At 65.8% G+C, this 23,904-nt stretch carries 25 protein-coding genes; 7 read left to right on the forward strand and 18 right to left on the reverse strand.

From position 1 onward, the window contains the following. Nucleotides 1–233 precede the first annotated feature (233 nt). Nucleotides 234–1,490, reverse strand: a complete 1,257-nt coding sequence (locus tag BSG17_RS06655; protein WP_089822300.1) for a nucleotide-binding protein — start codon at nucleotides 1,488–1,490, stop codon at nucleotides 234–236. 170 nt (nucleotides 1,491–1,660) lie between these two features. On the opposite strand from BSG17_RS06655, the gene prf1 reads away from it, so the two are divergent. After that, nucleotides 1,661–2,911, forward strand: a complete 1,251-nt coding sequence (gene prf1 / locus BSG17_RS06660) for a peptide chain release factor aRF-1 (protein ID WP_089822301.1) — start codon at nucleotides 1,661–1,663, stop codon at nucleotides 2,909–2,911. 27 nt (nucleotides 2,912–2,938) lie between these two features. On the opposite strand, the gene BSG17_RS26830 is transcribed toward prf1, so the two are convergent. The 12 genes from BSG17_RS26830 to ahaH form a co-directional block, all read right to left on the reverse strand. Next, entirely contained in the window at nucleotides 2,939–3,088 is a 150-nt protein-coding gene (locus tag BSG17_RS26830; protein WP_170864736.1) for a hypothetical protein, read from the reverse strand. A gap of 69 nt (nucleotides 3,089–3,157) precedes the next feature. After that, complete coding sequence (locus tag BSG17_RS06665) at nucleotides 3,158–3,700, reverse strand: DUF7344 domain-containing protein (RefSeq protein ID WP_089822303.1); 543 nt, start codon at nucleotides 3,698–3,700, stop codon at nucleotides 3,158–3,160. A gap of 108 nt (nucleotides 3,701–3,808) precedes the next feature. After that, nucleotides 3,809–4,195: a DUF6276 family protein gene (locus BSG17_RS06670; RefSeq protein WP_089822305.1), complete on the reverse strand. Its 387-nt coding sequence runs from the start codon at nucleotides 4,193–4,195 to the stop codon at nucleotides 3,809–3,811. 21 nt (nucleotides 4,196–4,216) lie between these two features. Next, a complete protein-coding gene (locus BSG17_RS06675; RefSeq protein ID WP_089822307.1) occupies nucleotides 4,217–4,912 on the reverse strand; it encodes a V-type ATP synthase subunit D in 696 nt (231 codons plus the stop codon). A gap of 29 nt (nucleotides 4,913–4,941) precedes the next feature. Next, nucleotides 4,942–6,354, reverse strand: coding sequence for an ATP synthase subunit B (locus BSG17_RS06680; RefSeq protein ID WP_089822309.1), 1,413 nt, complete (start codon nucleotides 6,352–6,354; stop codon nucleotides 4,942–4,944). Further along, a complete protein-coding gene (locus BSG17_RS06685) occupies nucleotides 6,354–8,117 on the reverse strand; it encodes an ATP synthase subunit A (protein ID WP_089822311.1) in 1,764 nt (587 codons plus the stop codon). Before BSG17_RS06685 ends, BSG17_RS06680 begins: the two co-directional genes overlap by 1 nt. Nucleotides 8,118–8,119: 2 nt before the next feature. Further along, nucleotides 8,120–8,440 carry a V-type ATP synthase subunit F gene (locus BSG17_RS06690; protein WP_089822313.1) on the reverse strand — a complete coding sequence of 107 codons (321 nt, stop codon included), beginning with the start codon at nucleotides 8,438–8,440 and terminating at the stop codon, nucleotides 8,120–8,122. Next, nucleotides 8,437–9,483, reverse strand: coding sequence for a V-type ATP synthase subunit C (locus tag BSG17_RS06695; protein ID WP_089822315.1), 1,047 nt, complete (start codon nucleotides 9,481–9,483; stop codon nucleotides 8,437–8,439). Before BSG17_RS06695 ends, BSG17_RS06690 begins: the two co-directional genes overlap by 4 nt. Continuing rightward, entirely contained in the window at nucleotides 9,480–10,061 is a 582-nt protein-coding gene (locus BSG17_RS06700; protein WP_089822317.1) for a V-type ATP synthase subunit E, read from the reverse strand. The genes BSG17_RS06695 and BSG17_RS06700 overlap by 4 nt, the downstream gene beginning before the upstream one ends. A 21-nt stretch (nucleotides 10,062–10,082) precedes the next feature. Further along, nucleotides 10,083–10,334 carry a hypothetical protein gene (locus BSG17_RS06705; protein ID WP_089822319.1) on the reverse strand — a complete coding sequence of 84 codons (252 nt, stop codon included), beginning with the start codon at nucleotides 10,332–10,334 and terminating at the stop codon, nucleotides 10,083–10,085. Between the two features lie 200 nt (nucleotides 10,335–10,534). Next, nucleotides 10,535–12,697 (reverse strand): V-type ATP synthase subunit I, encoded by a 2,163-nt coding sequence (locus tag BSG17_RS06710; protein WP_089822321.1) that lies wholly within the window; start codon nucleotides 12,695–12,697, stop codon nucleotides 10,535–10,537. Beyond that, nucleotides 12,684–13,016, reverse strand: a complete 333-nt coding sequence (ahaH, locus tag BSG17_RS06715) for an ATP synthase archaeal subunit H (RefSeq protein WP_089822323.1) — start codon at nucleotides 13,014–13,016, stop codon at nucleotides 12,684–12,686. Before ahaH ends, BSG17_RS06710 begins: the two co-directional genes overlap by 14 nt. A 146-nt stretch (nucleotides 13,017–13,162) precedes the next feature. Between ahaH and BSG17_RS06720 the strand changes: the two genes are divergently transcribed. Together BSG17_RS06720 and BSG17_RS06725 are read left to right on the forward strand one after the other, a co-directional pair. Then, on the forward strand, nucleotides 13,163–13,966 hold the full coding sequence (locus BSG17_RS06720; RefSeq protein ID WP_089822325.1) for a helix-turn-helix transcriptional regulator: 804 nt from the start codon (nucleotides 13,163–13,165) through the stop codon (nucleotides 13,964–13,966). A gap of 115 nt (nucleotides 13,967–14,081) precedes the next feature. Then, nucleotides 14,082–14,705: a methyltransferase domain-containing protein gene (locus tag BSG17_RS06725; RefSeq protein ID WP_089822327.1), complete on the forward strand. Its 624-nt coding sequence runs from the start codon at nucleotides 14,082–14,084 to the stop codon at nucleotides 14,703–14,705. 33 nt (nucleotides 14,706–14,738) lie between these two features. On the opposite strand, the gene BSG17_RS06730 is transcribed toward BSG17_RS06725, so the two are convergent. Further along, nucleotides 14,739–15,209, reverse strand: a complete 471-nt coding sequence (locus BSG17_RS06730) for a type IV pilin domain-containing protein (protein ID WP_089822328.1) — start codon at nucleotides 15,207–15,209, stop codon at nucleotides 14,739–14,741. Between the two features lie 72 nt (nucleotides 15,210–15,281). Further along, on the reverse strand, nucleotides 15,282–16,634 hold the full coding sequence (locus tag BSG17_RS06735; RefSeq protein WP_139246558.1) for a DUF7096 domain-containing protein: 1,353 nt from the start codon (nucleotides 16,632–16,634) through the stop codon (nucleotides 15,282–15,284). A 141-nt stretch (nucleotides 16,635–16,775) separates the two neighbouring features. Here BSG17_RS06735 and BSG17_RS06740 point away from each other — a divergent pair, with 141 nt between their 5' ends. The 3 genes from BSG17_RS06740 (at nucleotide 16,776) to BSG17_RS06750 (ending at nucleotide 19,732) form a co-directional block, all read left to right on the forward strand. After that, nucleotides 16,776–17,894, forward strand: coding sequence for a DUF7345 domain-containing protein (locus tag BSG17_RS06740; protein ID WP_089822332.1), 1,119 nt, complete (start codon nucleotides 16,776–16,778; stop codon nucleotides 17,892–17,894). A gap of 87 nt (nucleotides 17,895–17,981) precedes the next feature. Further along, entirely contained in the window at nucleotides 17,982–18,782 is an 801-nt protein-coding gene (locus BSG17_RS06745; protein ID WP_089822334.1) for an electron transfer flavoprotein subunit beta/FixA family protein, read from the forward strand. Beyond that, nucleotides 18,779–19,732 (forward strand): electron transfer flavoprotein subunit alpha/FixB family protein, encoded by a 954-nt coding sequence (locus tag BSG17_RS06750; RefSeq protein ID WP_089822336.1) that lies wholly within the window; start codon nucleotides 18,779–18,781, stop codon nucleotides 19,730–19,732. The genes BSG17_RS06745 and BSG17_RS06750 overlap by 4 nt, the downstream gene beginning before the upstream one ends. Nucleotides 19,733–19,833: 101 nt before the next feature. Here the strand turns inward: BSG17_RS06750 and BSG17_RS06755 are convergent, their stop codons facing one another. Further along, nucleotides 19,834–20,808 carry a WD40/YVTN/BNR-like repeat-containing protein gene (locus tag BSG17_RS06755; RefSeq protein ID WP_089822338.1) on the reverse strand — a complete coding sequence of 325 codons (975 nt, stop codon included), beginning with the start codon at nucleotides 20,806–20,808 and terminating at the stop codon, nucleotides 19,834–19,836. Nucleotides 20,809–21,008: 200 nt separating this feature from the next. Here BSG17_RS06755 and BSG17_RS06760 point away from each other — a divergent pair, with 200 nt between their 5' ends. Next, nucleotides 21,009–21,851, forward strand: coding sequence for a polyprenyl synthetase family protein (locus BSG17_RS06760; RefSeq protein WP_089822340.1), 843 nt, complete (start codon nucleotides 21,009–21,011; stop codon nucleotides 21,849–21,851). 157 nt (nucleotides 21,852–22,008) lie between these two features. On the opposite strand, the gene BSG17_RS06765 is transcribed toward BSG17_RS06760, so the two are convergent. Both BSG17_RS06765 and BSG17_RS06770 read right to left on the reverse strand, forming a co-directional pair. Next, complete coding sequence (locus BSG17_RS06765; protein WP_089822342.1) at nucleotides 22,009–22,476, reverse strand: GNAT family N-acetyltransferase; 468 nt, start codon at nucleotides 22,474–22,476, stop codon at nucleotides 22,009–22,011. A 117-nt stretch (nucleotides 22,477–22,593) separates the two neighbouring features. Further along, nucleotides 22,594–23,745, reverse strand: coding sequence for a DUF373 family protein (locus tag BSG17_RS06770; RefSeq protein WP_089822344.1), 1,152 nt, complete (start codon nucleotides 23,743–23,745; stop codon nucleotides 22,594–22,596). Between the last annotated feature and the right edge of the window lie 159 nt (nucleotides 23,746–23,904).

Here is a 23,904-nt window from a genome sequence, read left to right on the forward strand (position 1 = left end):
ACCCGTCGCGCGGGTCGCGGCGGTGTGATCCGCTCGCACTGACGGCTCGCCCGGGCTACGCGACGATGAGGCTCCCGCCGACGGCGTAGACCATGGCGGCACCGAGCCCGAGCGCGAGCAGCAGAAACAGTGCGATCCACCAGAACGAGACCGATTCGTTGTTAGCCATACCGGCAATCCGACCACACGGCTAAAAGAACTTCCCGTTTCAGCACGCGGGAGCGCGGGAGAGTTCACCCCAGCAGGCGACCCAAGAAGCCCGAGCGGTCGTCGTCACCCTCGTCTTCGTCCGACCCCTCCTCGTCGGCCGCCGCTTCGTCCGACTCCGCTTCGACGGTCGACTCGGCCGACTCTTCGTCGGTCGACGCGGGAGACTCTGCCGCCGAGACGCCGCTGACTTCCGCCTCGTCGACGAGCGGCGTCGTGTAGACATCGTCGTCGGAGGCGTCGGTCCCTCCGTCCGCTGTCGACGACTCGCCCTCGTCTTCGGCGTCGGGGACGAGTGTCTCCTCGTCGTCCGCCGCGTCACTCTCGTCCGCGAGCGGGACGGCTTCGACGTTCGAGTCACCCTCGCTCTCGTCGGTCTCCACGGGGTCGACCGCACCGGCGACGGCCGCCGTTTCGCCGACCTCCTCGGGGTCCGACTCGGTTGCGTCGTCGTCCGTACTGGCCTCCGCGTCGTCGTCAGCAGCGGTCTCCGCGTCGTCGACTGCGTCTCGCGCATCGACCGTCGAGTCGTCTCCCGCGTCCGCGTCGGTCGTCTCGGTCGACTCGACGTCCGGGTCGGAGACCGGTTCGTCAGTCACTGCGCGAGCGAGCCGCCGGTACGCCGCTGCGGCCGGGTCCGCCGGATCGCTCTCGACGAGTGCGTCGCCGGTCGCAGTCGCCTCTGCGACGACCGGACTGGTCGGCACCGTCGCGAGCAGGGGTGCATCGACGCCGTCGATCGGAAGGTCGTCGTCCGGGACGTCTGCGTCGACCTGCGTGACCACGAGGCCGACGACGGAGCCGTCGAGGCGGTCGACGACCTGTCGCGTCTTCTCCGTGTCGCCGACGGCGTTCGGCGTCGTGTCGGTGACGAGCAGCACGTCGTCCGCGAGGCCGAGCGGGAGCACCGTGTCGTGGCTCAGTCCGGCACCCGTATCCAACAGGACGTAGTCCGCGTCCGCGAACGCCTCGAGGACGGTCCGGAGCTTCGCAGGGTCGGCGTCGGGGAACGCCGCCAGATCGGTGTCGCCGGGGACGACTGAGAGCCCCGCCGGTCCCTCGTAGGTCGCCGCCCCGACGTCCGCCCGTCCCGCGAGAACGTCGTGGACGGTCGCCCCGTCGGCGTCGACACCGAGCGTCGCTCCGAGGTTCGCCATCCCGAGATCCGTGTCGACGGCGACGACGTCGTATCCCGCCGCCGCGAGCGTCGTTCCGAGCGCCACCGTCGTCGTCGTCTTGCCGACGCCACCTTTCGCGCTGGCGACTGCGATTACCCGAGCCATAGTTGAGTTGTCTGTGAGTCCCACGACGTCCATATATATGTATTTTATAGATAGAGATATGGTAAAAAGAATGTCTCTCTGAGGCAGGGACTGGGACGGTCGACGCGCTCCGCCGTCACGAGCGACAACAGTCAAAGGTTACTTAGCCACTGGCCGGGCTAGTATCGACAATGAGTAGTGACGCCGCGGATGCGGGCGAGGACCGACGGAAGTACGAGTTCCGGAAGGTCATCGAGGAGTTGCAGGAGTACGAAGGCTCCGGCACCCAGCTCGTCACCATCTACATCCCCGAGGACAAACAGATCTCCGACGTCGTCGCCCACGTGACCCAAGAGCACAGCGAGGCGGCGAACATCAAGTCCAAGCAGACGAGGACGAACGTTCAGGACGCACTGACGAGTATCAAAGACCGTCTCCGCTACTACGACACGTTCCCCCCCGAGAACGGCATCATCATCTTCTCCGGTGCCGTCGACAGCGGCGGCGGACAGACCGAGATGGTGACGAGGACGATGGATAGTCCGCCACAGCCCGTCGAGTCGTTCCGGTATCACTGCGACTCGGCGTTCCTCACGGAACCGCTGGAGAACATGCTGGCCGACAAGGGACTGTTCGGCCTCATCGTCCTCGACCGCCGCGAGGCAAACGTCGGGTGGCTGAAGGGCAAGCGCGTCGAACCCGTCAAGTCGGCCTCGTCGCTCGTCCCCGGCAAGCAGCGGAAAGGTGGCCAGTCCGCCCAGCGTTTCGCCCGCCTGCGTCTGGAAGCCATCGACAACTTCTATCAGGAGGTCGCCGAGATGGCTGACGACCTGATGGTCGCGAAGCGTCACGAGCTCGACGGCATCCTCGTCGGCGGCCCGTCGCCGACGAAAGACGAGTTCCTCGACGGCGGCTATCTCCACCACGAGCTACAGGACAAGGTCGTCGGCAAGTTCGACATCTCCTACACCGACGAGTCCGGTCTCTACGACCTGGTCGACGCCGCACAGGAAGTGCTCGCCGACCAGGAGGTGATGAAGGACAAGTCCCAGATGGAGGAGTTCTTCGAGAAGCTTCACCAGGGCAACGAGGCCACCTACGGGTTCGAACCGACGCGGAAGAACCTCGTCATGGGCTCTGTCGATCGGCTCTTGCTCTCGGAGGACCTCCGTAGCGACGTCGTCGTCTACGACTGTCCGAACGGGCACGAGGAGTTCGAGGTCGTCGACAGCCGCCACAAGACGCCCGACCACACCTGTTCCGAGTGCGGAGAGGAGACGGAGATGCGCGAACGCGAGGACGTGATCGAGCATCTGATCAACATCGCCGAACAGCGCGGTACCGAGACGAAGTTCATCAGCACGGACTTCGAGAAAGGCGAACAGCTGATGGACGCCTTCGGCGGCATCGCGGGGATCCTCCGGTACTCGACTGGCGTCTAGAGCCGTCGACCGCTCGCGCGGCCACTTTTAGAGGAGAGCAGAGAGAACCGTCAGGAGCACCACGAGATACCCTAGCGTGACCAGCGTGTTCCGCCGCGGCGTCCCGACGTACAGTCCAGGAACGAGCCGACAGAGGGGGTCCGAGACGGCCGTCCAGCGCAGTCGCGTACGAGCCATACTCTCGAAAGGGGAAGCGGCACCTAAGCTAATGGCCGATTAATCCCGGTACTCGGCGGTACGACTCCGTTACCGCAGTCGTGAGAGTCGCTCGGTGAACGCGGGTGACTGGGTCGCGAGATGGTAGGTCGCCGAGACGACGAACGCGACGAGGACGGCCGTCGTCCAGACGGCGGCGTCGACTGCACTGACCGTCGGAACGCCCAGCGAGTGAGCGGCGACGAGCAACAGGCCGAGCACGCCGAGTCCGAGATAGAACTCCGCCCACGAGATGTCGTTCTCCGGGACGACCTCCATGTAAACGGTGACGTCGTCGACGGCCGCCGCCAGAGTGATCTCCTTCGTCTCGTCGTCGTAGCCGACGACGTCCAGTTCCTCCAACTTCGGGAGATGTGTCTGGTGTAGCGAGACGTAGACGCTCTGGCGGACGTTCCGCGGTGCGGGCCGTTCGCCCGTCTCGGCGGTCGCGATGGTCTCCGAGAGTTCGCGGACCGACAGCGGTTCGTCCTGTTCACACAACGATTCGATGACGCGACGGCGGCGGTCGTTACGAAGGATGTCGTGAATCTCTGTACGCTCGAGCGAGTCGGGACGGGTCGTAACGGTCGACATCGGCTACCTTCGTCTGGGTTGCTCACCACCATTACGTCGACTCCTGAGTGGACGGCTCAAGGTGTGACCACTACAGTAAAAGTGTTTCTGAGATGACGGTATCTTCGCTCACTCGAGGAGCTGGTGGAGCTGCTCGAGTCGCCGGTCGAGATCGACGTACGGCTCCGGAACGGTCGCGGACAGACGGTCGAACGTCAGGAACACGTCGGCACCGCGCCGTTCGGCCTCTGCGGCGACCGCCTCGATGGCGCGTCGGTTGAGTGCCAGCGAGTCGAGCAACCCGCACAGAAGCGCGAGCGCGACCCCGGCGTCGCCGCTCGGAAACGACGTCGAGAGTGCGTCGAACGAGGGGTCCGTCTGGCCCGTCTCGGCGGCCGTCACCCGGAGACAGTGCGGGCAGACGGTCGCCGCGGCGGCCGTCTCGGGAGCGTACTCGCGGAGCGACGGCGGGACGGCGAACGCGACAGTCTCGACAGAACAGTGGGGACAGTGCATCGGCAAAAGCGAGTGGAGCGACTAGTCGTCGGCCGTGACGGCTTCGACGTCCGCCTTCTCGGCTGCTTCGGCCTCTTTGTCGGCCTTCTCCTCTTCTTCCTTCTTCGCTTTGATCTTCTTCAGCCGGAAGATCTCCTCGCGTTCCTGCTCTTCGAGCTTCTGCTCGATGTACTCCTGGTTCTCGTACAGTTCGGGCAGGAGCTTGAACTCGAGGGCGTTGACACGACGCTTCGTCGTCTCGATCTCCTCGAGCATCTTCTTCATCGCCGTCTCGACCTCCGCCGCGAGGATGATGCTCTCCAGCAGTTCCTCGTAGGCTTCGGCGGCCTCGTCGATGCGTGCGCTCGTGCCGAGCAGCCCGTAGCCACGCTGGTCGAGGCTCTTTCTGACCCGGCTGGACTCGATCTCCGGCACGACGACGCCCATGATGTTCTTCGACTGCGTCGTGATCTCCGGATGCTCCTTGAGCGCGGCGGCAGCACCGCGGACCGCGACGTCACCCTCCATGGCGCGTGCCATGTTGAGCGTCCGCTGGGCCTCCTCGTAGTTCTGACTCAGCCCCGCCCGCACGTCCTGTGCCTGGTCGAGGATGTCCATGAACTCCATGATGAGGCCGTCACGCTTCTGTTCGAGCGTGTCGTGGCCCCGCTCGGAGAGGTCGATACGATCCTCGATCTCCATCAGTTCCTTGCGGGTTGGTTTGACGTCTTTGGCCATACTTTGATCCTCCTAGTGGGCGAAGGCGTTTAAGCCTCCGCCTCGACCGTCTCTTTCTCCTCGTGGTAGTACTTCTCGATGAGCTCCTCGTCGACGCGGTTGAGCTCCGACTTCGGGAACATCGAGAGTAGCTCCCAGCCGATGTCGAGCGTCTCGTCGATGGTCCGGTCCGTGTCGAACCCCTGGTCGACGAACTCTTCCTCGAAGCGCTCGGCGAAGTCGAGGTAGATGTTGTCACGCTCGCTGAGTGCTTCGCGACCGACGATGTTCACCAGGTCGCGGAGGTCCTCACCCTCTGCGTACGCGGCGTACATCTGGTCGGAGACGTCGGCGTGGTCCTCGCGGGTGAGCCCCTCGCCGATCCCGTCGTCCATCAGCCGCGAAAGGCTAGGTAGCGGGTTGATCGGGGGTTCGATCCCCTGGCTGTTGAGTGCGCGGTCGATGTAGATCTGCCCCTCGGTGATGTACCCCGTCAGGTCGGGGATCGGGTGGGTGTCGTCGTCACCGGGCATGGTGAGGATGGGGATCTGCGTGACAGAGCCCTCGCGGCCCTCGATCCGACCGGCGCGCTCGTAGAGCTGCGCCAGGTCGGTGTACATGTATCCGGGGTAGCCACGACGACCCGGAACCTCCTCACGTGCGGCACCGATCTCGCGGAGCGCCTCACAGTAGTTGGTCATGTCCGTCAGGATGACGAGCACGTGGTAGTCCTTCTCGAAGGCGAGGTACTCGGCCGTGGTGAGCGCGAGACGCGGCGTGACCGTCCGCTCGACTGCGGGGTCGTCCGCGAGGTTCATGAAGACGACAGAGCGCTCGAGTGCACCGGTGCGCTCGAAGTCCTCCATGAACTCGTTCGCCTCTTCGGCCGTGATACCCATCGCACCGAAGATGACGGCGAACTCGCTGTCTTCGTCGTCGTCACCCTTCTCGTCCTCCGGCACCGTCGCCTGACGAGCGATTTGGAGTGCCAGGTCGTTGTGGGGAAGCCCCGACGCCGAGAAGATCGGCAGTTTCTGCCCGCGAACGAGCGTGTTCATCCCGTCGATGGCCGAGACGCCCGTCTGGATGAACTCCTCGGGGTACTCTCGGGAGTAGGGGTTGATCGCGGCACCGACGATGTCGTGGCGCTCGTCGGGGACGATCTCCGGGCCGCCGTCGATCGGCTGGCCGGAGCCGTCGAGGACCCGCCCGAGGAGGTCCTCGGTGACGGGCATCTTCAGCGTCTCGCCAAGGAACCTGACGGACGCGTTTCGGTCGATACCGGTGGTGCCCTCGAACACCTGGATGGCGACGACGCCCTCCGAGGATTCGAGCACCTGGCCACGCTTGGTCTCGCCGTTCGGCGTCTCGATTTCGACGATCTCGTCGTAACCGATCGCCTCGTCGACTTCGGCGAACACCAGCGGACCGCTGATCTCGGTGATGGTCTGATACTCTTTCATTAGTAGAGCTCCCGAAGCTGCTCGGTCATCTCGCCTTTGAGTTCCTCAACGTACTCGGCGTAGTCCTCCTGGACGCCGATCCGGTTCAGCCGCGGCGCGGCCTCGATGGCGATGATCTCCTCGACGGGGACGCCCGCGTCGAGTGCCTTCTTGGCCTCGTCGTTGAACGTGTGGATGGCCGTCAGGATGAGGTACGTCTTCTCCGGCGGACAGAAGGTGTCCGTCGGGTGGAACGCGTTCTGCTGGAGATACGCCTCACGGAGGTAGCGGGCCACCTCGAGGGTGAGCTGCTGGTCTTCCGGCAGGGCGTCCTTCCCGACGAGCTGGACGATCTCCTGCAGTTCGTCCTCCTCGTCGAGGATGTCGACCGCCCACTGGCGCTCCTCGGGCCAGTCGTCGCGGACGTTCTCGATGAACCACGGGTCGAGTTGGTTCCGGTAGAGCGAGTACGACTCGTTCCAGTTGATAGCCGGGAAGTGACGACGCTCTGCGAGGTCGGCGTCGAGCGCCCAGAACGTCTTGACGATACGCAGCGTGTTCTGGGTAACCGGCTCCGAGAAGTCGCCGCCCGGCGGTGATACCGCGCCGATCGCGGAGACCGACCCCTCGGTCCCGTTGATGTTCTCGAAGTAGCCGGCACGCTCGTAGAACTCGGAGAGACGCGCCGAGAGGTAGGCGGGGTAGCCCTCCTCGCCGGGCATCTCTTCGAGACGCGAGGAGATCTCGCGCATGGCCTCTGCCCACCGCGAGGTGGAGTCGGCCATCAGTGCGACGTCGTAACCCATGTCGCGGTAGTACTCCGCGATGGTGATCCCCGTGTAGATACAGGACTCACGGGCGGCGACGGGCATGTTCGACGTGTTGGCGATGAGCGACGTCCGGGCCATAAGCGGGTTGCCGGTCGTCGGGTCTTCGAGTTCCGGGAAGTCCTCGATGACCTCGGTCATCTCGTTGCCACGCTCACCACAGCCGACGTAGACAATGATGTCGGCGTCGGCGTACTTCGCGAGCTGGTGCTGCGTGACGGTCTTGCCCGACCCGAACGGGCCGGGGATGGCGGCCGTCCCACCCTTCGCGATGGGGAACAGCCCGTCGAGGATGCGCTGCCCGGAGACGAGCGGTTCGCGGGGCGTCATCTTCGTCTCCGACGGACGCGCCTCGCGCACCGGCCACTCCTGGTGCATCGTGATCTCTTCGCCGTTGTCGAGTTCCGCGATGACCTCCTGGACGGTGAACTCGCCCGCCTCGATGGAGGTGATCTCGCCGCCCTCGAACGTCGGCGGGACGAGCACCTTGTGCTCGATGGTGACCGTCTCCGGGACCGTCCCGAGGACGTCACCGGGGGCGACCTCGTCACCCTCCTCGGCGGTGGGGACGAACTCCCACTGCTTGTCCATCTCGATGCCGGGTGCGTCGACACCACGGTCGAGATACGGACTGTTCATCTTCTCTTCCAGCACGTCCAGCGGTCGCTGGACACCGTCGTAGATGCTGTCCAGCAGCCCAGGACCGAGGTCGACCGTCAGCGGTTCGCCCGTGTTCTCGACGGGTTCGCTGGGGCCGACGCCGGAAGTCTCCTCGTACACCTGAATGGTCGTGAGGTCGCCCTCGATCTCGATGACCTCGCCCATCAGCCCTTCGTCACCGACGTACACGACGTCGTTCATCCGGGCGTCAAGGTCGCGGGCGGTCACGACCGGACCACTCACACTCTGAATGACACCGTCCTCACGAACGGTCTCTTGCTGTGTTGTCTGACTCATAGTTATTCGTCCATTAGGTCGATACCGATTGCTCGCTTGATCTGTTCGCGCAGGCCACTGCTGCCCGCGTCACCGCCGAGGGTGACGAGCGTCGGCTCGATACTCGTCTCGACCGACTTCCGGACCGTCCGGGAGAGATGGTCGAGATCCGACGACTGCATCACGACGATGCCGACGTCCTCGTTCTCGAGGGTTCGCTCGACGGCCTCGTCGAGCTGCTCGTCTTTCTCCTCCTCGGGGACGTTCTCGAACTTCCGAACGCCCGCGAGGCGGAACCCGGTGGTGAAGTCGGGGCTGCCGATGACGGCAATCTCCTGACTCATAGTATCACCAGCTCCTGTTCGATCTCGTTCTCGTCGAGTCCGGCCTCGCGGCCACGGGCGATCGCCCGAATGTTCTCTACCTCACGTTCCTTGGCGAGGATATAAGAGATGATCGGGCCGATCGAGAGCGGGAAGATGGAGCCGAGCGTGTCGGAGTACTCCAACAGCGCCGCTTCGAGGGCACGCTCGAAGCCGATGAGGCTCTCTGCCTCCTCGAGTTCGTTGAGCGCGACGGACAGCTCGTCGCCGTACGTACTCTCGCGGATGCGCGTCACCAGCTCGTCGGGGTTGGTCGCGAGCTGCGACAGTTCGGTCGCGCTGAACAGTTTGCCGCCCTCGATGTAGTACTCCGAGGGGTCGATGTCGGCACCGCTGCGGGCGAGTCGGAGCGCGTTCCGTGCGTTCCGGAAGTCGATCTCGGCTTCGAGGAACTCGCGGTACTGCTGTGTCGCCTCGTCGACGACGAGTCCTTCGAGCAATCGCTCGTAGAACGCGCGGTCGACGGCGTTCTCGAGGGGGACGAGCACGTCCGTGTTCTCGTAGTCCTCGTACGCCTCCTCCAGCAGCTCGCCGAAGATCGTCCCCTTCAGCATGGTTACGAGCTCCTCGATGGTGCTCGCGTCGAGCAGGCGATCGAGGAAGCGATCGTCGAACTCGCCGGCGCGGATCAGGTCTGCGTCGATCGACTCGCGGTCGATGTCGGCGTAGATGCCGCGGATGATCGTCTTGACGTTCCACGCGTCGAACTTCCGGAGGTAGCGAGCGATGAGGTCGTACAGCCGACCCTCGGCCCAGTCGAGGATGTCGTTGAACTGTTTGGCGAGGTTGCGGTTCAGCGCGTACTCGATGAGGTCGACGCCGGAGTATCTGCTCCCGAGTGCGTTGATCTCCTCCTCGTACTCCGACTCCTCCATGAAGCGGGCGATCTCGGCCGGACCCATGCGGGTCAGCTTGCGGTACTCCTCGTCGCTGAACAGGGCGCCGCGTCGTGCACGGACACGGGCGTTGACGTACTCCGGATTCGCACTTCCGGCAGTACTCATTGGTCGAACAGTCGGGTGCTCAGTTCCTTCAGGTTCTCCTCCCAGACGTCTGCGAGGACGGAGTCGAAGGTGTTGTTCACACGGACGCGCGACGACGTACTCTCGACGACGACGCCGCCGAGACAGTCGTACTCGCCGGCGAAGCTGTAGCCGTCGTAGTCGGCGAGGATCTTCGTGAGGAGCGCCTCGTCGGCGGCGCGACCGTACACCTGTACCGTCGCGCCCTCGTCAAACTCCTCGCTGGCGGCGTCGAGCAGACTCCGGGTGAGCGCTTCGCGCTTCTGACCGCCCAACGCAGCGAGTTCCGCCTCGACCTGGTCGCGCACCTGTTGGAGTACGTCGCGACGTGCCTCCAGGCGCTGCTGTTTGGCCTCAAGCTTCGCCGAGGAGAGCGTCTGTTCGCGCTCCTGGGCGATCTGCTTCTCGACGGCCGCCTCGCGCTCTTCGACGATGCGCTCGGCGTCCGCTTCGGCGTCCGCGATGATCTCCTCGGCGCGGGCCTCACCCTCGCTGCGGATCTCTTCCGCACGCGCGCGGGCTTCGTCTCGAATGTCCTCAACGACAGTATCCAAACTCATTGTGAAAGGGGGAGAAGACGTTTAACCGACCAGGAACACGACGACGAGCGCGAGAATGACGAGCGTCTCCGGGAGGACTGTCAGAATCAGTCCACGCACGAAGAGGTCCTCGTTCTCGGCGACGGCGCCGACGGCTGCGGCACCGATCCCACGCTCTGCGTACCCTGCACCGAGGGCGGCGGCACCGACGGCGAGCGCCGCGGCGGCGGGTGCGCCGATAGCCGGTCCACTTGCTGCACTTTCCTGCATGACGATGTTGGCGAGTTCGTACATTGTTAGGTCCTCTATAGCCGTATTGGTCGTCTCCGAACGTCCGTATGTGTCCACAGGGAAGTCATAAAGCTTCCCAAAGCGTTTGACGGGAAGCAGGCCGACAGAGGCGAATATGGCCGCAACGAGCGGTGTGTGAACTCGGTGCAACCGCTCGTTAGAATAAAAAACACCGAGAGAGACGAGGTGGTGTCGGATGTCGCTCAGTCTTCGGTCGTGTACCGTCGGTCGTAGCCGAACGGCGTGTACTCGCGACCGCCACCGTCGTAGAACTTGCCGAAGAACTCCACGTACTCGAGACGCACCGTCTGCAGGCCGGCGCTCGTCACGCCGAGCACGAGCACGAGGAGGTGGCCGAGCACCAACACGAGCAGGCCGCCGACGATGCTCGCCGCACCGCCGTGCATGAGCCCACCGAACATGATGGCCTCCTGGCCGTACTCGTTGATGACCCACTGCGGGCCGTGATCGAGCATGAAGTGGAACTCGCCGTTGTGGCTGTACGCCCCGAAGAACAGCAGGTTGACGGTGAACGCCATCCCCGCCTTCGCCAGCAGCACCGCGGCGATTCGGGTGTACGACAGCACGTTGACGAGCACGTTCAGGAACTCGGGGAGCTCCGCCGGTTCACCGACGGCCAGCAGACCGAGACCGACGGCGAAGAGCGCCAGTCCCGCCCAGCCGACGATAGCCGGGAACCCGTTGAAGCCCAGCGGGATGACGCCCTCCGCGGAGAACGTCGTGAACAGGAACTGCGGAGCGGTCCCCTTCGTGACGTCGCTGAGGATCCACACCCACAGGCCGTTCATCATCAGGAGCCACGAGGCGCTCTCGTACATGGCGTGTTTGAGGTCGTGCAGTTCGAGGTTCTCGACGAAGTCGAAGATCCACCCGACGTTGAGGTGGAGGATGCCGAGCAGCACGCTCACGGTGAGCCAGCCGAGCGCCCAGTCTTTCTCTGCGGGCGCGAGCCCCTTCAGCATCGGCGCGTGCGACATCCCCAGTGCACCTTCCCAGAAGTACGTCGAGATGAGGTGTAAGCCGAAGATCTCGCCGTACAGAATACCGAACAGCGCGGTGAAGATGCCGGCGAAGATGGTGACGCCACCCATGCTCTTGATCCCCTGGCTGTCGAAGTTCGCGTAGAGGAAGTAGCCGATGGCGGCGTAGACGAGGCCGTAGCCGAGGTCGCCGATCATGAACCCGAAGAACGCCGGGAACGTCAGAAACAGGACGATCGAGGGGTCGAACTCGCGGTAGTTGGGTCGACCGACTGCGTTGACGAGCACCTCGAACGGTTTGATGACGCCCGGGTTGTTCTGGACGACCGGCGGGTCGTCCTTCTGCATCACGACGTCCGTCCCGCCGTCGGCGGCGACGCCCGAGCCGGTGTCGCCGACCGGTTCGCGGACGGACTCGTGACCCGTGCTCTTGAAGCTCGCGCGTTCGAGCTCCTCGACCTCTACGTGGCTGCCGACCTCCGAGTCGAGCGCGCTCGCGAACTCGCCGAACTTCGTGGTGGGGATCCACCCTTCGGCGACGAACGCGTTCTCCGTCGTGGCGAAGGAGAGCGGCGCCTCCGTCTTCTGGACGTCGATGGAGAGCTTCTCCTCGGCGGCCAGCAGGAACCCCGCGGCGTCGAGTTTCAGCTCCTCGAGATCGTCCTCGACCGCGTCGAGCTCCGAGCGGAACTGCTGTTTGCGGTGTCGGAGTTCGTCGACGTACTCCTCGGGGGAGGTGTCGGCCTCCGGCACCTCGAGCGTGGCGAACTCGGTCCCGACGAGCGCGTCCGCGAGGGCGTCCTCGTCGGCGCTGTCGGCGGGCCGAGCGAAGACGGCGAGGACGTTCCCCTCGCCGAAGATCTCGTACTGCTCGATCTCGTCGGCCCGAACCAGTGCCGCGTCGACGGCGTCGTGCTTACCGCGGCCGACCTCGACCTGTAGGCTGTCGTAGCCGGAGAGGAGATCGAGGTCGATGCCGAGCGTGGCGAACGGCGACATCGCGTCGATGCGCTCGTCGATGTCGCGGATCTCGGTCCGGAGCTCGTCGCGTCGATCGTCGAGTTCGTTCACGCGGGCGCGAACGTCATTAAGCTCCTCCTCGAGCGCGTCGTCAGTGACGATGCGGGACGGACCCGCGTCGTCGGCGTCGACGTCGAGGATGCTCTCGATAGAGCGTACCGTAACGAGCTTGTCGGAGGCCGTCTCTGCACCCTCCATCGGATCGCCCGGCTGAAACTGTTCCCAACTACCGTCGTAGTCGGTGACGTCCAGCAGGTGGAGGTCGTGGACCGTCTCGATGACGTCGTCCATGAACTTCTTGGACCCCGTCACCGAGACTTTGCTCATCTGTTCAGGTCTGAGCATCCACCGCCTCCTCGAACTGTGTCAAGACGTAGTCGACCGCCGAGTCGACGTTGGACTCGGCCTGTGCGACCAGTTCCTCGCGGGCTCGGATACCCTCTTCGAGGATCTCCTCGCGGCGGGCTTCGGTCTCCGTCTCCGCCTCCGCGAGGCGTTTCTCCTCTAACTCGTCGGCCTCCTGGCGGGCCTCCTCGCGAATCTGGTCCGCCTCCTCTCGCGCCTCGGCGATGCGCTCTTCGCGCTCCGCTTGAGCGGATTCGATAATCTCGTCGGCCTCTTCCTCGGCCGTTTTAATCCGTTCGAGAACCTCTGGTCTCGGCATACTCACTAATCACTGGGAAGTAGCGTAAGCGGCGTATAAGGTGTTTGCGGAACGCTCTCAGCGAATCGTCGGCTCGAACCGCCCCACTGCGGGGAGCCGACGACGAGAGTGAGAGTTAACTGGCCGCCCCACGAACCGAACTGCCGATGGACGCAGACGGGTTGGCCCGGTTCCTCGCCGGCTCTCCGGACCGGCGACGACTGCTCGCCCGACTCCGGACGAGTCCGGATACCCCGAGCGACGTCGCCGACGCACTCGACAGCTCCCACCGGAGCGTCCAGCGGAACCTCGCGGAGCTCGTCGACCGCGGCCTCGCGGAGAAACGTCACGGCGTCTACGCGCTGACGACGGTCGGCGAACTGGTCGCCGAGCGTCACGCCGCCTACCTCGACACCCTCGACACCCTCTGCGAGTACGAACAGTTCTTCGGCCACCTCCCGGACGCCGAGCACACTCCCGACCCCGACCTACTCTGCGACGCCGACGGAGCGGTGGCGACGGCGACGTACCCGCAGGCGGCCGTCGACTACTATCTCGACGTGCTCGACTCGCGGTCGAGCAGTCGCATCCGGATGCTCTCGCCCGTCCTCAGCCGACAGTTCCACCGCGTCCACGCCGACCACGTCCTCCGGGGCGTCGACACCGACCTCGTCCTCGCTGCGGAGACCGTCGAGACGGCCCGCTCGCTGAACCCCGTCGAGTTCGCGTTCGTCCTCCGCGTCGACGGCTTCCGGCTCTACCGCTACCCCAACGACGTCGCCCTGGGACTCACGCTCGGCGACGACTGGGCGGTCGTCAACGCCTACGACGACGACGGCCAACTCCGAGCCTGCGTCTCGGGCGACGACCCCGAGTTCGTCGCGTGGGCGGAGACGCTGTACGACCGCTATCGGTCGCCGAGCACGCGGGTCGAACCCTCCTCCGACCTCCCCTTCGGCCGAGGCGGGTAGCGGCGACGCTGGTGACGCGCTGGCGACCGACCATCGCGGTCGACCCACCGTCCCGTCGCCCGCTCGTCGTACGGAATCCGCACCGTTATGCCCCCCGACGCCGAAGCGCGATGAAATGGGAGTCCTCGAGAACAAAGCACGGGCGCGGCTGTTCTACAAGTACCTCTCGAAGGTGTACGACCAGGTCAACCCGTTCATCTGGAACGAGGAGATGCGCGACGAGGCCCTCGAACTGCTGGACGTCCAGCGCGACGACCGCGTACTCGACGTCGGTTGTGGCACCGGATTCGGCACCGAGGGGCTCCTGCAGTACTCCGAGGACGTCCACGGGCTCGACCAGAGCGTCCACCAGATGGAGAAGGCGTGGGAGAAGTTCGGCAAGCACGACCAGGTGCGATTCTACCGCGGCGACGCCGAACGCCTCCCGTTCAGAGACGACTCGTTCGACGTCATCTGGTCGTCGGGGTCGATCGAGTACTGGCCGAACCCCGTCGACGCGCTCGAAGAGTTCCGGCGCGTCGTCAAACCGGGCAACCGGGTGCTCGTCGTCGGTCCCGACTACCCCAACTCGAGCGTCTTCCAGAAGGTCGCCGACGCGATCATGCTGTTCTACGACGAGGAGGAGGCCCAACGGATGTTCGAGGCGGCCGGCTTCGTCGACATCGAACACCACATCCAACAGCGGAGTCCGGGGAGCCCCCGCGCTATCACGACGGTCGCGCGAGCGCCCGAAGAGTAGCTCGTCCTCGCCCGCCGCACTCACTTCTCTCCGTCACGACACCGTCGTCGAGAGCTGTGCGACCACGTTTCCGTCGACCGCGATCCGTACCGTCACTCGATGGCCGGGTTCGAGCGCAGGGCTGTTCGTCGACGCGACGCGGAGACTGGCCGTCTCACCCGCCGACCACCCCCCGTCGCTGGCGACGTTGAACGGACCCGTCGGCCCCGAGCGGAACCCCGTCGCCGAGAAGAACGGCACCGGCGGCTGGTTGTCCAACGGCGTCCCGTCGACGCTGACGCGGACCGTGAGCTCGTCGACGGCGAGCGTCGGCCCCGCTCGGTGGGTGAACGTCAGTCGGTCGTCCGCGTCGGACGCCGACACCGCGAGTGCGACCGGGGTCGGCGTCGCCGTCTCCGCCGGTACCGACGCGAGCGCGACGGCTCCGACGGTCGCTGCCAACACGACGGTCACGAGCAAGAGCAGCGCGATTCCAAGGGTCGACGAGACGGCACGGTCCGGCACGCCCCGAGGTGGTCTCGGCTTCGGACAAAAAGGTCGGGGCGGAGACGAGAGGGGTCGAGGGGATCGGAGACGCTAACCGCTACGGCCCGCTGACTCGGCGAGCGACGCCGACACCGACTCCGTCGATCCCGCCGTCGAGTTGTTCGTTTCGCCGACCCGTCTCGGTTCGCTCGGTTCGACGCGTATGTCGACGACGGACTGCGTGCCGACCTCGATCGCCTGGACGGTGAAGTTCTCCTCCGGTGAGACGACCCACAGCGCGCCCGTGCTGTTCGTCGTCCCCACCTGGACCGGTTCGGTGTTGCTCTGTGGCGGGGTGATGAGGCTCACGTCGGCGCGAACCGGCTCGCCCGTCCGGGCGCTCTCGACGGTGACGAGCATCGGACCGCCAGGGTACGACGGGTGCACCGAGAGTCGGAGCCCGACGCGACTGCTGTTCAGCCGTTGGGTCGGCGGCGTCCGGTTGAGCCGCAGGGTCCGCTGCTCTTTGAAGACGCTTCCCGGCTTGTCCTTGTCGATGAAGGCCGTGAGGTCCCCCCGGCGGTACTGGATCGTCGAGACCCAGACGTCGCTCTCGCGGGCCGACCCTCCTTGGGAGTCCCAGCGCTCCCAGAGCGACGGGTAGCTCTCCCGAACCAGCGCGTCGACCTCCTCGGGCGTGAGCTGCGAGTTCGACGTCGGCACACGACGCGACCCGTCGTACACCTCTCTGACGTAGGTGTCGTCGGCGATCGTCGACAGCGAGACGCCGGTCGTCGTGGTCTCGACGTACAGACGGGAGGGAGGAACCTCCCCGCGGAGGACCCCGTTCGCGTGGTCACGGACCGGTCCCCGAAGCGTCCGGAGTTCGAGCTGAATCGCGTCGATCCGGGTCTGGACGTTGAACCCGTCGATCTCCTCGGCGGCACGACCCAGTCGCGTCGCGTTCTGCGAGAGCTGTTCGGAGGCGGTGTGGATACGAGCGAGCTGGACGACCAACCCGGTCGTACTGAGCCCGCCAGTGCTGTGTCGGACGAACGCGTCGCGCTCCTCCTGACGGAGTTCGCTCGTCCGGATCTCGACTTCGGTCAGCGCACGGCGGATGTACGCCTGCTTCTCCGCGTCGGTCTCGAGGGCGGCGAGTCGTGTCTCGGTCCGCTCGCTCGCGAACTGTCGGGAGAGGCGAGTATCACGGACGGCGAGCGCCGCACTCGCGTTCGGACCCGGCTGGCTGAAGTTCGTCCGCCGGACGTCGCTCTCCACGAGTGTCAGCACGTTCGTCTGCGTTCGGTTCTGTGCGGCGACGGTGGAGGAGACGTCGTCGGTAGAGCCGTCGACGACGTCGTCGGCATCGGTCGGAGAGGTGGCGAGTCCGGGGAGAGCCGCCGTCCCCGTGACCGACGAGACGAGGAGGAGTACTGCGAGCAGCACGGCGCGGGGTCTCATCAGCGCGACCTTCTGCATCCACGTACTAAAAGTGGTCGGAGGGAAGTCGAGACCACATATTCAGGCGTTGAGGCGGCCGAAACGGCCGATTTATCGCCCGATGGAAAGCGTTTTCAGTCCAGAAAGTGACTCAGACAGCATATGCGGTACGCCGTCATAATACTTGCCCTCCTCATCCTCGTAGTCGGTGGGTTCGCCCCACCGGTCGTGGCTGACGCCGGCGCGGACACAGCGGCCGGGCTCGCCGCGCCCGCGGCGCAGACCGCTCAACTCGGTCAGGACGATTCGGCGCAGACGACCATCGTCGTCAACGTCCACTCGGACACCAACGCGACCTGGAAGGTGCGTACGCGACATTCACTCCGGTCCAGCGAGGACGTCCGCGCGTTCGAGCGGTTGGTCGACGAACTGCAGCGCGGCGAGGCCAACAGCAGTCTCGACGAGGGGATGTTCCGCAACTACGCGGAGCTCGCTGCCGAGTCCACCGGGCGGGAGATGGAGATCGTCGACGTGAGCTACAACGGGACGGTCACCGACGACGGAACGACAGGCGTACTGACGATGTCGTTTACGTGGACCAACTTCGCCGAACGCACCGACGACGGCGGGCTCCGCGTCGGCGACGCCTTCACCACACCCGACGGCGGGACGTGGTTCCCGTGGCTCGCCGAGGGACAACAGCTCGTCATCGAGACGCCGGAGAGCCACGAGGTCCAGAACAGTTTCAGCGGGATCAGAGAAGGATCCGTCGTCGCGACGGGGCCGATGGACCTCCGTGAACAGCCGATCTACGTCGTCTACGAGGCGACGCCGGGGCCGGAGCCGCCCGACCCGCTGTCGCTGGAACTCGTCGCCGGCGTCGGAGCGATGTTGCTGCTCGTCGTCGCCGGCGTGCTGTATCTCCGCCAACAGGAGGAGACCGTCCCGCAGTCCGACACCGGACCCGCGAGCGGATCGGTCGTCGACCGGTCACCGGACGACCTCGACGGCGACGATCCCGACAGCGGCGACAGCGACGGTGGCGACGACGTCGATCTCTCGCTGCTCTCGGACGAGGAGCGGGTGGAGTATCTCCTCGAACAACGGGGTGGTCGGATGCGACAGGCGGACATCGTCAAGCAGACCGGCTGGTCCGACGCGAAGGTCTCACAGCTCCTGTCGGCGATGGCCGACGAGGAACGCGTGAACAAGCTCCGTATCGGCCGCGAGAACCTCATCTCGCTGCCGAACGAGAGCCACAGAACGAACGGCGACGAGTAGCCGGCTCGGATCGAACTGTTGGAGCGGCGAGTCTCGACGGGGCTTCTTCCGAAAACGTTTACATCCGCCTAGAAGTAGTGGTCAATCATGAAGGTTCTCGTGACCGTCAAAGAGGTAGCCGAAGTCGAAGACGACTTCGAGATCGAGGGGACAGCGATCGCCGAGCAGTTCCTCGAGTACGACCTCAACGAGTGGGACGACTACGCCGTCGAAGAGGCCGTCCAGATCCAGGAGGCCGGCGACGACGTCGAGGTCGTCAGCGTCACCGTCGGCCCCGAGCGGAGCGAGGAGACGATCCGGATGGCGCTGGCGAAGGGAGTCGACCGCGCCATCCGCGTCTGGGACGAAGCGCTCGCGGACGCCGAACTGCTGGACGTCGCCGCCAAGACCCAGATCCTGCAGGCGGTCGTCGAGGCCGAGGAGCCGGATCTCGTCCTCACGGGCGTGCAGGCGAACGACGACAGTTTCGGTGCGACCGGCGTCTCGCTGGCCGACGCCATCGGCTACGAGTGGGCCGCCGTCGTCAACGCGCTGGACGTCGACACGCTCCTCGCCGAGAACGTCGCGAACGTCCACCGCGAACTGGAGGGTGGCGTCGAGGAACTCACCGAGGTCGACCTCCCGGCCGTCCTCACCATCCAGACCGGTATCAACGAACCGCGCTACGCGAGTCTCCGCGGCATCCGGCAGGCACAGTCCAAAGAGATCGCCGACCAGGACCTCGACGACCTCGGGCTCGAGGTCGGAGACGTCGAGTCCAGGCTCGCGCTGACGGAGATGTACGAACCGGAGAGCGAGTCCGACGCGACGATCTTCGAGGGGGGCGCCGAGGAGACCGCCGGACAACTTGCGCAGGTCCTCCGTGAGAAGGGGGTGGGGGCAGAATGACGGACGTTCTGGCAGTCACCGAGCACCGTCGCGGCGACCTCCGCGACGTGAGCTTCGAGCTCGTCTCCGCGGGGCGCGAACTGGCCGACGCGACCGGCGGCGACCTGCATCTGGCCGTCATCTCCGGCGACGTCGACGACTTCGCCGAAGAGCTCAACCGTGAGGGCGTCGACCAGATCCACACCGTCGACTACGGCGAGGAGTTCAACCACGACGTGTACGCACAGGCCGTCGAGGCGCTGTACGACGATCTCTCGCCGTCCGTCCTCCTCATGCCGAACAGCGTCAACGGACTCGACTACGCCCCCGCCGTCGCAAACGGGCTCGGCCTGCCGCTCGTCACCGACGCAGTCGCCTTCGAGTGGGACGGCGCGCTGACGGCGACCCGCGAGATGTACGGCTCGAAGGTCGAGACGACGATCGAAGTCGACGCCGAGCGCGTCGCCGTCACGATCCGCGGCGGGGAGTGGCCCATCGCAGAGGAGATCGGCGACGCCAACGTCGCCGCGTTCGACGTCGACATCGACGAGGGAGCGGTCCGCTCCCGCGTCACCGGCTTCGAGGAGGTCGGCTCCGGCGACGTCGACATCTCCGAGGCCGAGGTGCTCGTCTCGGTCGGCCGTGGAATCGAGGAGGAAGAGAACCTCGAACTCGTCGAGCGACTCGCCGACGCCCTCGGTGCGACGCTCTCCTCGTCGCGTCCCATCGTCGACGCTGGCTGGCTGCCGAAGAACCGGCAGGTCGGCCAGTCGGGGAAGGTCGTCACGCCGAAGATCTACCTCGCGGTCGGAATCTCGGGGGCCGTCCAGCACGTCGCCGGGATGAAAGGCGCCGAGACGATCATCGCCATCAACACCGACCCGAACGCCCCCATCTTCGACATCGCCGACTACGGCATCGTCGGCGACCTGTTCGAAGTGGTACCGGCGCTCATCGAGCAGTTCGAGTAACTCTTCGGTCCTTTTTGGTCCAGATTTTCGCCGGCCGAGCGAAGCGAGGACGGGAAAAAGGTGGTCGCTTTCTTTCGACTCCAGTCGACGGGTGACACCGCTCAGCGCTCGTACCACGTCAGCGGCAGATACCGACCTCGGAGGTCGCCGGGCGTCGGCACCGTCCCGACCGCCTTCCAGTCCCCGCGTCGACGTCGCAGCAGCGTCCCTCGGTGCGTCACGGCGAGGACGTCCTCGTCGGTCGCACACCAGCCGATGGCGTGTTCGTCCGGTGTCGGCGACGCCACCTCGTTGAGCGTCTCGCCGTCGTGACACTCGAACAGTGCGTGACCGCCGTCGTCCCACGTCGGCGAGGGACCCGGCGCGGCGCCGGCGTACACGACGTCGTCGTGAGCGAACGCCTCGCGGAAGTAGCGCTGACTGTGGTCCGTGTCCAGCCGCGTCCACGTCTCTCCGAGGTCCGGCGAGCGGTACAGGCCGCTGCCGGTCGAGGCGACGAGCGTCTCGCCGTCCGCCAGCGTGAGGTGATGGACGTCGTCGGTGTGGGGGGCGTCGAACCCCCGGATCGACCGGTCGGTCCACGTGATCCCGCGGTCGTCGCTGACGTGGACGCCGCCGACTTCGACGCCGACGGCGAGTCGGTCGGGGGCGGAGGAGTGCGTACAGACGCTCCGGACCTGCGAGACGCCGTCGTGGCGGGGGAGCCCCCAATCGCTCTCCTCGCGCAGATCGTCGAACGCCGAGATCGGTCGCCACGCTCGCTCGACGGTGGGAACGCCGGCGTTGCAGTCGGCGACGAGCAGCCGCGACGGGCGTGTGCCGACGTAGAGTCGACTGCCCGCCGGGTCGGCGGCGACCGCGTAGGCTTCGTCGACCGGGAGCGGAACCGCCGTCCAGTCGGTGCCGTCGAGCGAGTGGTACAGTCCCGTCGTCGACGCCGCGAACAGTCCGGAGAGCGCGTCGAACCGCTCGACGCGGAACACTCGCCCCGCATCGAGTACTTTCTCTGTCGTCGCGTCCGGGTCGTCGACGTCGGCGACAGAGTACACGCCGTCGTCGCTGCCTGCGATGAGCATACGTAGATACTCGAACACGACCCACTTAGCCGTTGTTCGTCCGACAGTTTCGGCGTCGCTCTCATGCCGCCACAGCGCGGCGGGAGCGTCGGAGACGGCTGGTCCGGGGGGGGAGGGGGAGTCGAGGCGGTACCGTCCGGTCGTTCGCTTTTCCCGGTATTCCGGTACGTACTTCCCTGACCGCCCCTACGACACCGACAATGGAGTATCTGGAGCGCCGGGTCGCCCTCGTGAACGACCGCCTCGAGGCCGTCGTCGAGGCAGTCGAACCCGACGAGCTATCCGACGAACTCGCGCACGTCGCGCTCGCCGGTGGCAAGCGCGTCCGCCCCGCAGTGACGATTCTCTCTTGTGAAGCGGCTGGCGGCACCCCCGACGACGCGGTCGACTTCGCGGTCGGTATCGAGCTCGTCCACAACGCCTCGCTCGTCATCGACGACATCATCGATCGCTCGGACATCCGCCGCGGCACCGAGAGCGCTTGGGCCGAGTACGGCTACGGTCCGGCGATCGTCGCCAGCGACGGCCTGCTCGGGGAGGCGTTCGCACTCTTCTCGGCGAACGAACAGGCGATGCAGGTGGTCGCCGAGTCGATGGTCGAACTCGGCGAGGGCGAGGCGACGGAACTGGTCGCCCGCCCCACCAACGAGGAGGAGTACATGGAGTTGGCTCGCCGGAAGACGGGCGCGCTGTTCCGCGCGGCCGCCGAACTCGGCGCGATCGCCGCCGGTGCCGACGCCTTCACCATCGAGTCGTTCGGCGAGTACGCAGAGCGCGTCGGCGTCGCATTCCAGATCCGCGACGACGTACTCGACGCCACCGCCGACGCCGACGCGCTGGGCAAACCGACCGGCCAGGACGCCGAGATGGATCGCCCGTCGCTCGTGCAGGTGACGAACCTCACGCCCGAGGAGGCCAACCAGCGCGCCCGCGACCAGGCCGACCAGGCGCTGGCGGCGCTCGACGCGGCGAACATCGACGACTCGGAGGCCTTAGAGTATCTCCGCGACCTCGCTGAGTTCGTCGTCGTTCGCGAGCGGTAGACGCCAGTTCGCCTCTCGGCAGTTCCTGGACCTTCGACCGTGGATGTACAGTGTTCCGCAGACGGTCGCCCCCTGCTCCGATCCATCGGCGACGAGAGAGCCACAGGGAGATAGTCGTATCTTCTCTGTTCTGGGCTCAGGTCCCGACTTGCACTCGTCACTCTAGTGGCTGTGCGTACTCGACTTGCTTCGGCTGGAAGTTCGTGTCGCGGTAGAACCGACGTGCGTCCTCGTTCTGCCACTCGCAGGAGACCTTGAGGTGGTCGCACCCCCGCTCGCGAGCCAGCTTTTTCACACGTTCGACGACCTCTGTACCGTGGCCCCGCCCCCGGTGAGCTTCGTCGATTGCGAGGTTCACGATGCGGAGATACTGCGAGTGCTGCCGAGACGGGTGGTGGCCCTCGCGGAGCGTGACGAAGCCGATAGTCTCGCCTTCCTGAACGACGAGATAGTCGGTGACGTCCTCGTCGTCGAGGTGAGCGCGGAAGCCGTCGACGGAGACCTCGTCAACATCCGCGTAGGCGAGTTCGTTCATCTCGGAGTACTGCTCCATCGCGTTTGCGAGATCGTACCAGCGGTCGACGAGCGCGTCGAGGTCGTCAGCGGTGGCTTCGACGAGTTCCATACGGGGACTCTCTGGCACCTGCTCTTGAGGCTTCGCCCGGTGTGGTGGACGTGGGCACGCCTCGGGACGCGAACGTGTCTCCAGTACGAACGAGCCACGACCACCGCTCCGCCCGTCTCACGCCGCGTCCGCTTCGATCCCCGTGGGAAACCGTGACTCCGCGATCGCGAACACGACCGTACTGAAGACGCCTATCAGCGTCCCCACGGTCAACGCGACGGCCAAGTCGGTCAGCCCGATGGCGCGGATCATCACCTCGCCGGTCTGCATCGGTCCGAGACCTACCACGTCCGAGAGGAAGAACCCGGAGACGGCGTAGAGCACGAGCGCGATGGCGACGACGTAGAACGGCGCGTTTAGATAGCGCCACTTGAACCGGTTGGCGAGGTACTCGTCGGTCACCTGTCCGAGACTGCTCGTGATGCCGGCGACGGCGAACCACTGCACCGCGCCGTGGACCAGCGACGCGAGGACGATTCCGGGCGGCAACTCGGCGCCGAAGGCGTCCTGCACTGCGCGGAGCGTCTCCAGTCCCTGTAACCCGCCGACGACGAGCAGCGCCGCGGCGACGATGTAAGTGATGAGCGTCACCCGACCGGCGTAGAGCACGTTCCGCAGATGATCGGCGGTGTCGTCGACGACGGACTCCAACCCGAGGCCGCGAAAGAGCGTATAGAGACCGAGGAGCGCCGATATGAGCCCTAACACGGTCGTCCCGGGCACCTGAAACAGGCTGGCGACGACGACGAACGGGTAGATGAGAAGCAGGATGCCGAGCGGGACGAGGATGGTCCCTCTGGTTTCGGGATCTGCGAGCACCTGCTTCATCGTGTAGTAGATCGACTCCAAGTCCTGTGCCTGCCGGACGACGACCCGGCGAACGCCGTCGATGGGGACGCGAGAGCGGATGACCGGGAGCACCGACTCGTCCTGCGCGCCGTCGGTGATGACGATGGCGCGGACGTTCTCGCCGGTCTGGAGGCTGGCGAGGACGGTGTCGACCTCCTCGCCGACGACGCGGTTGGCCTTGACGTCGCTGCCGTTGACGCCAGTGACGGCGGCGACCTCGACCTCCTCGCCGCCCTCCGCTGCGATCTCCTCGTAGACGTTGATCCCCTGGAAGAGCACGTTCACGTCCGAGTCCTCCGGGTCGGCGGTGGCGAGGGCGACCGCGGCCTCCTCGACGTCGTCTCGGCCGAGGACGGGCGTCCGCATCCCCGTCTTGCGGCCGAGGTCGTCGTCGAGGTCGACACAGAGGACCAGGAGCATCGGGCCAACCTATGACGTCGGGCTATATTTGTTTTCGGGAGCGCGGGGGTCGACGACCGGACGACGGCACCGCCGTCACCGCCCGTTCGGAGACGCTGTGAGCGACCCGCACTGACCGTATCGCAAGTCGTACTGCTTTTGAGTCTGCTCACAGTAGAG

Origin of the sequence: Halogranum amylolyticum, assembly GCF_900110465.1 — an archaeon.
Taxonomy (GTDB): Archaea; Halobacteriota; Halobacteria; order Halobacteriales; family Haloferacaceae; genus Halogranum; species Halogranum amylolyticum.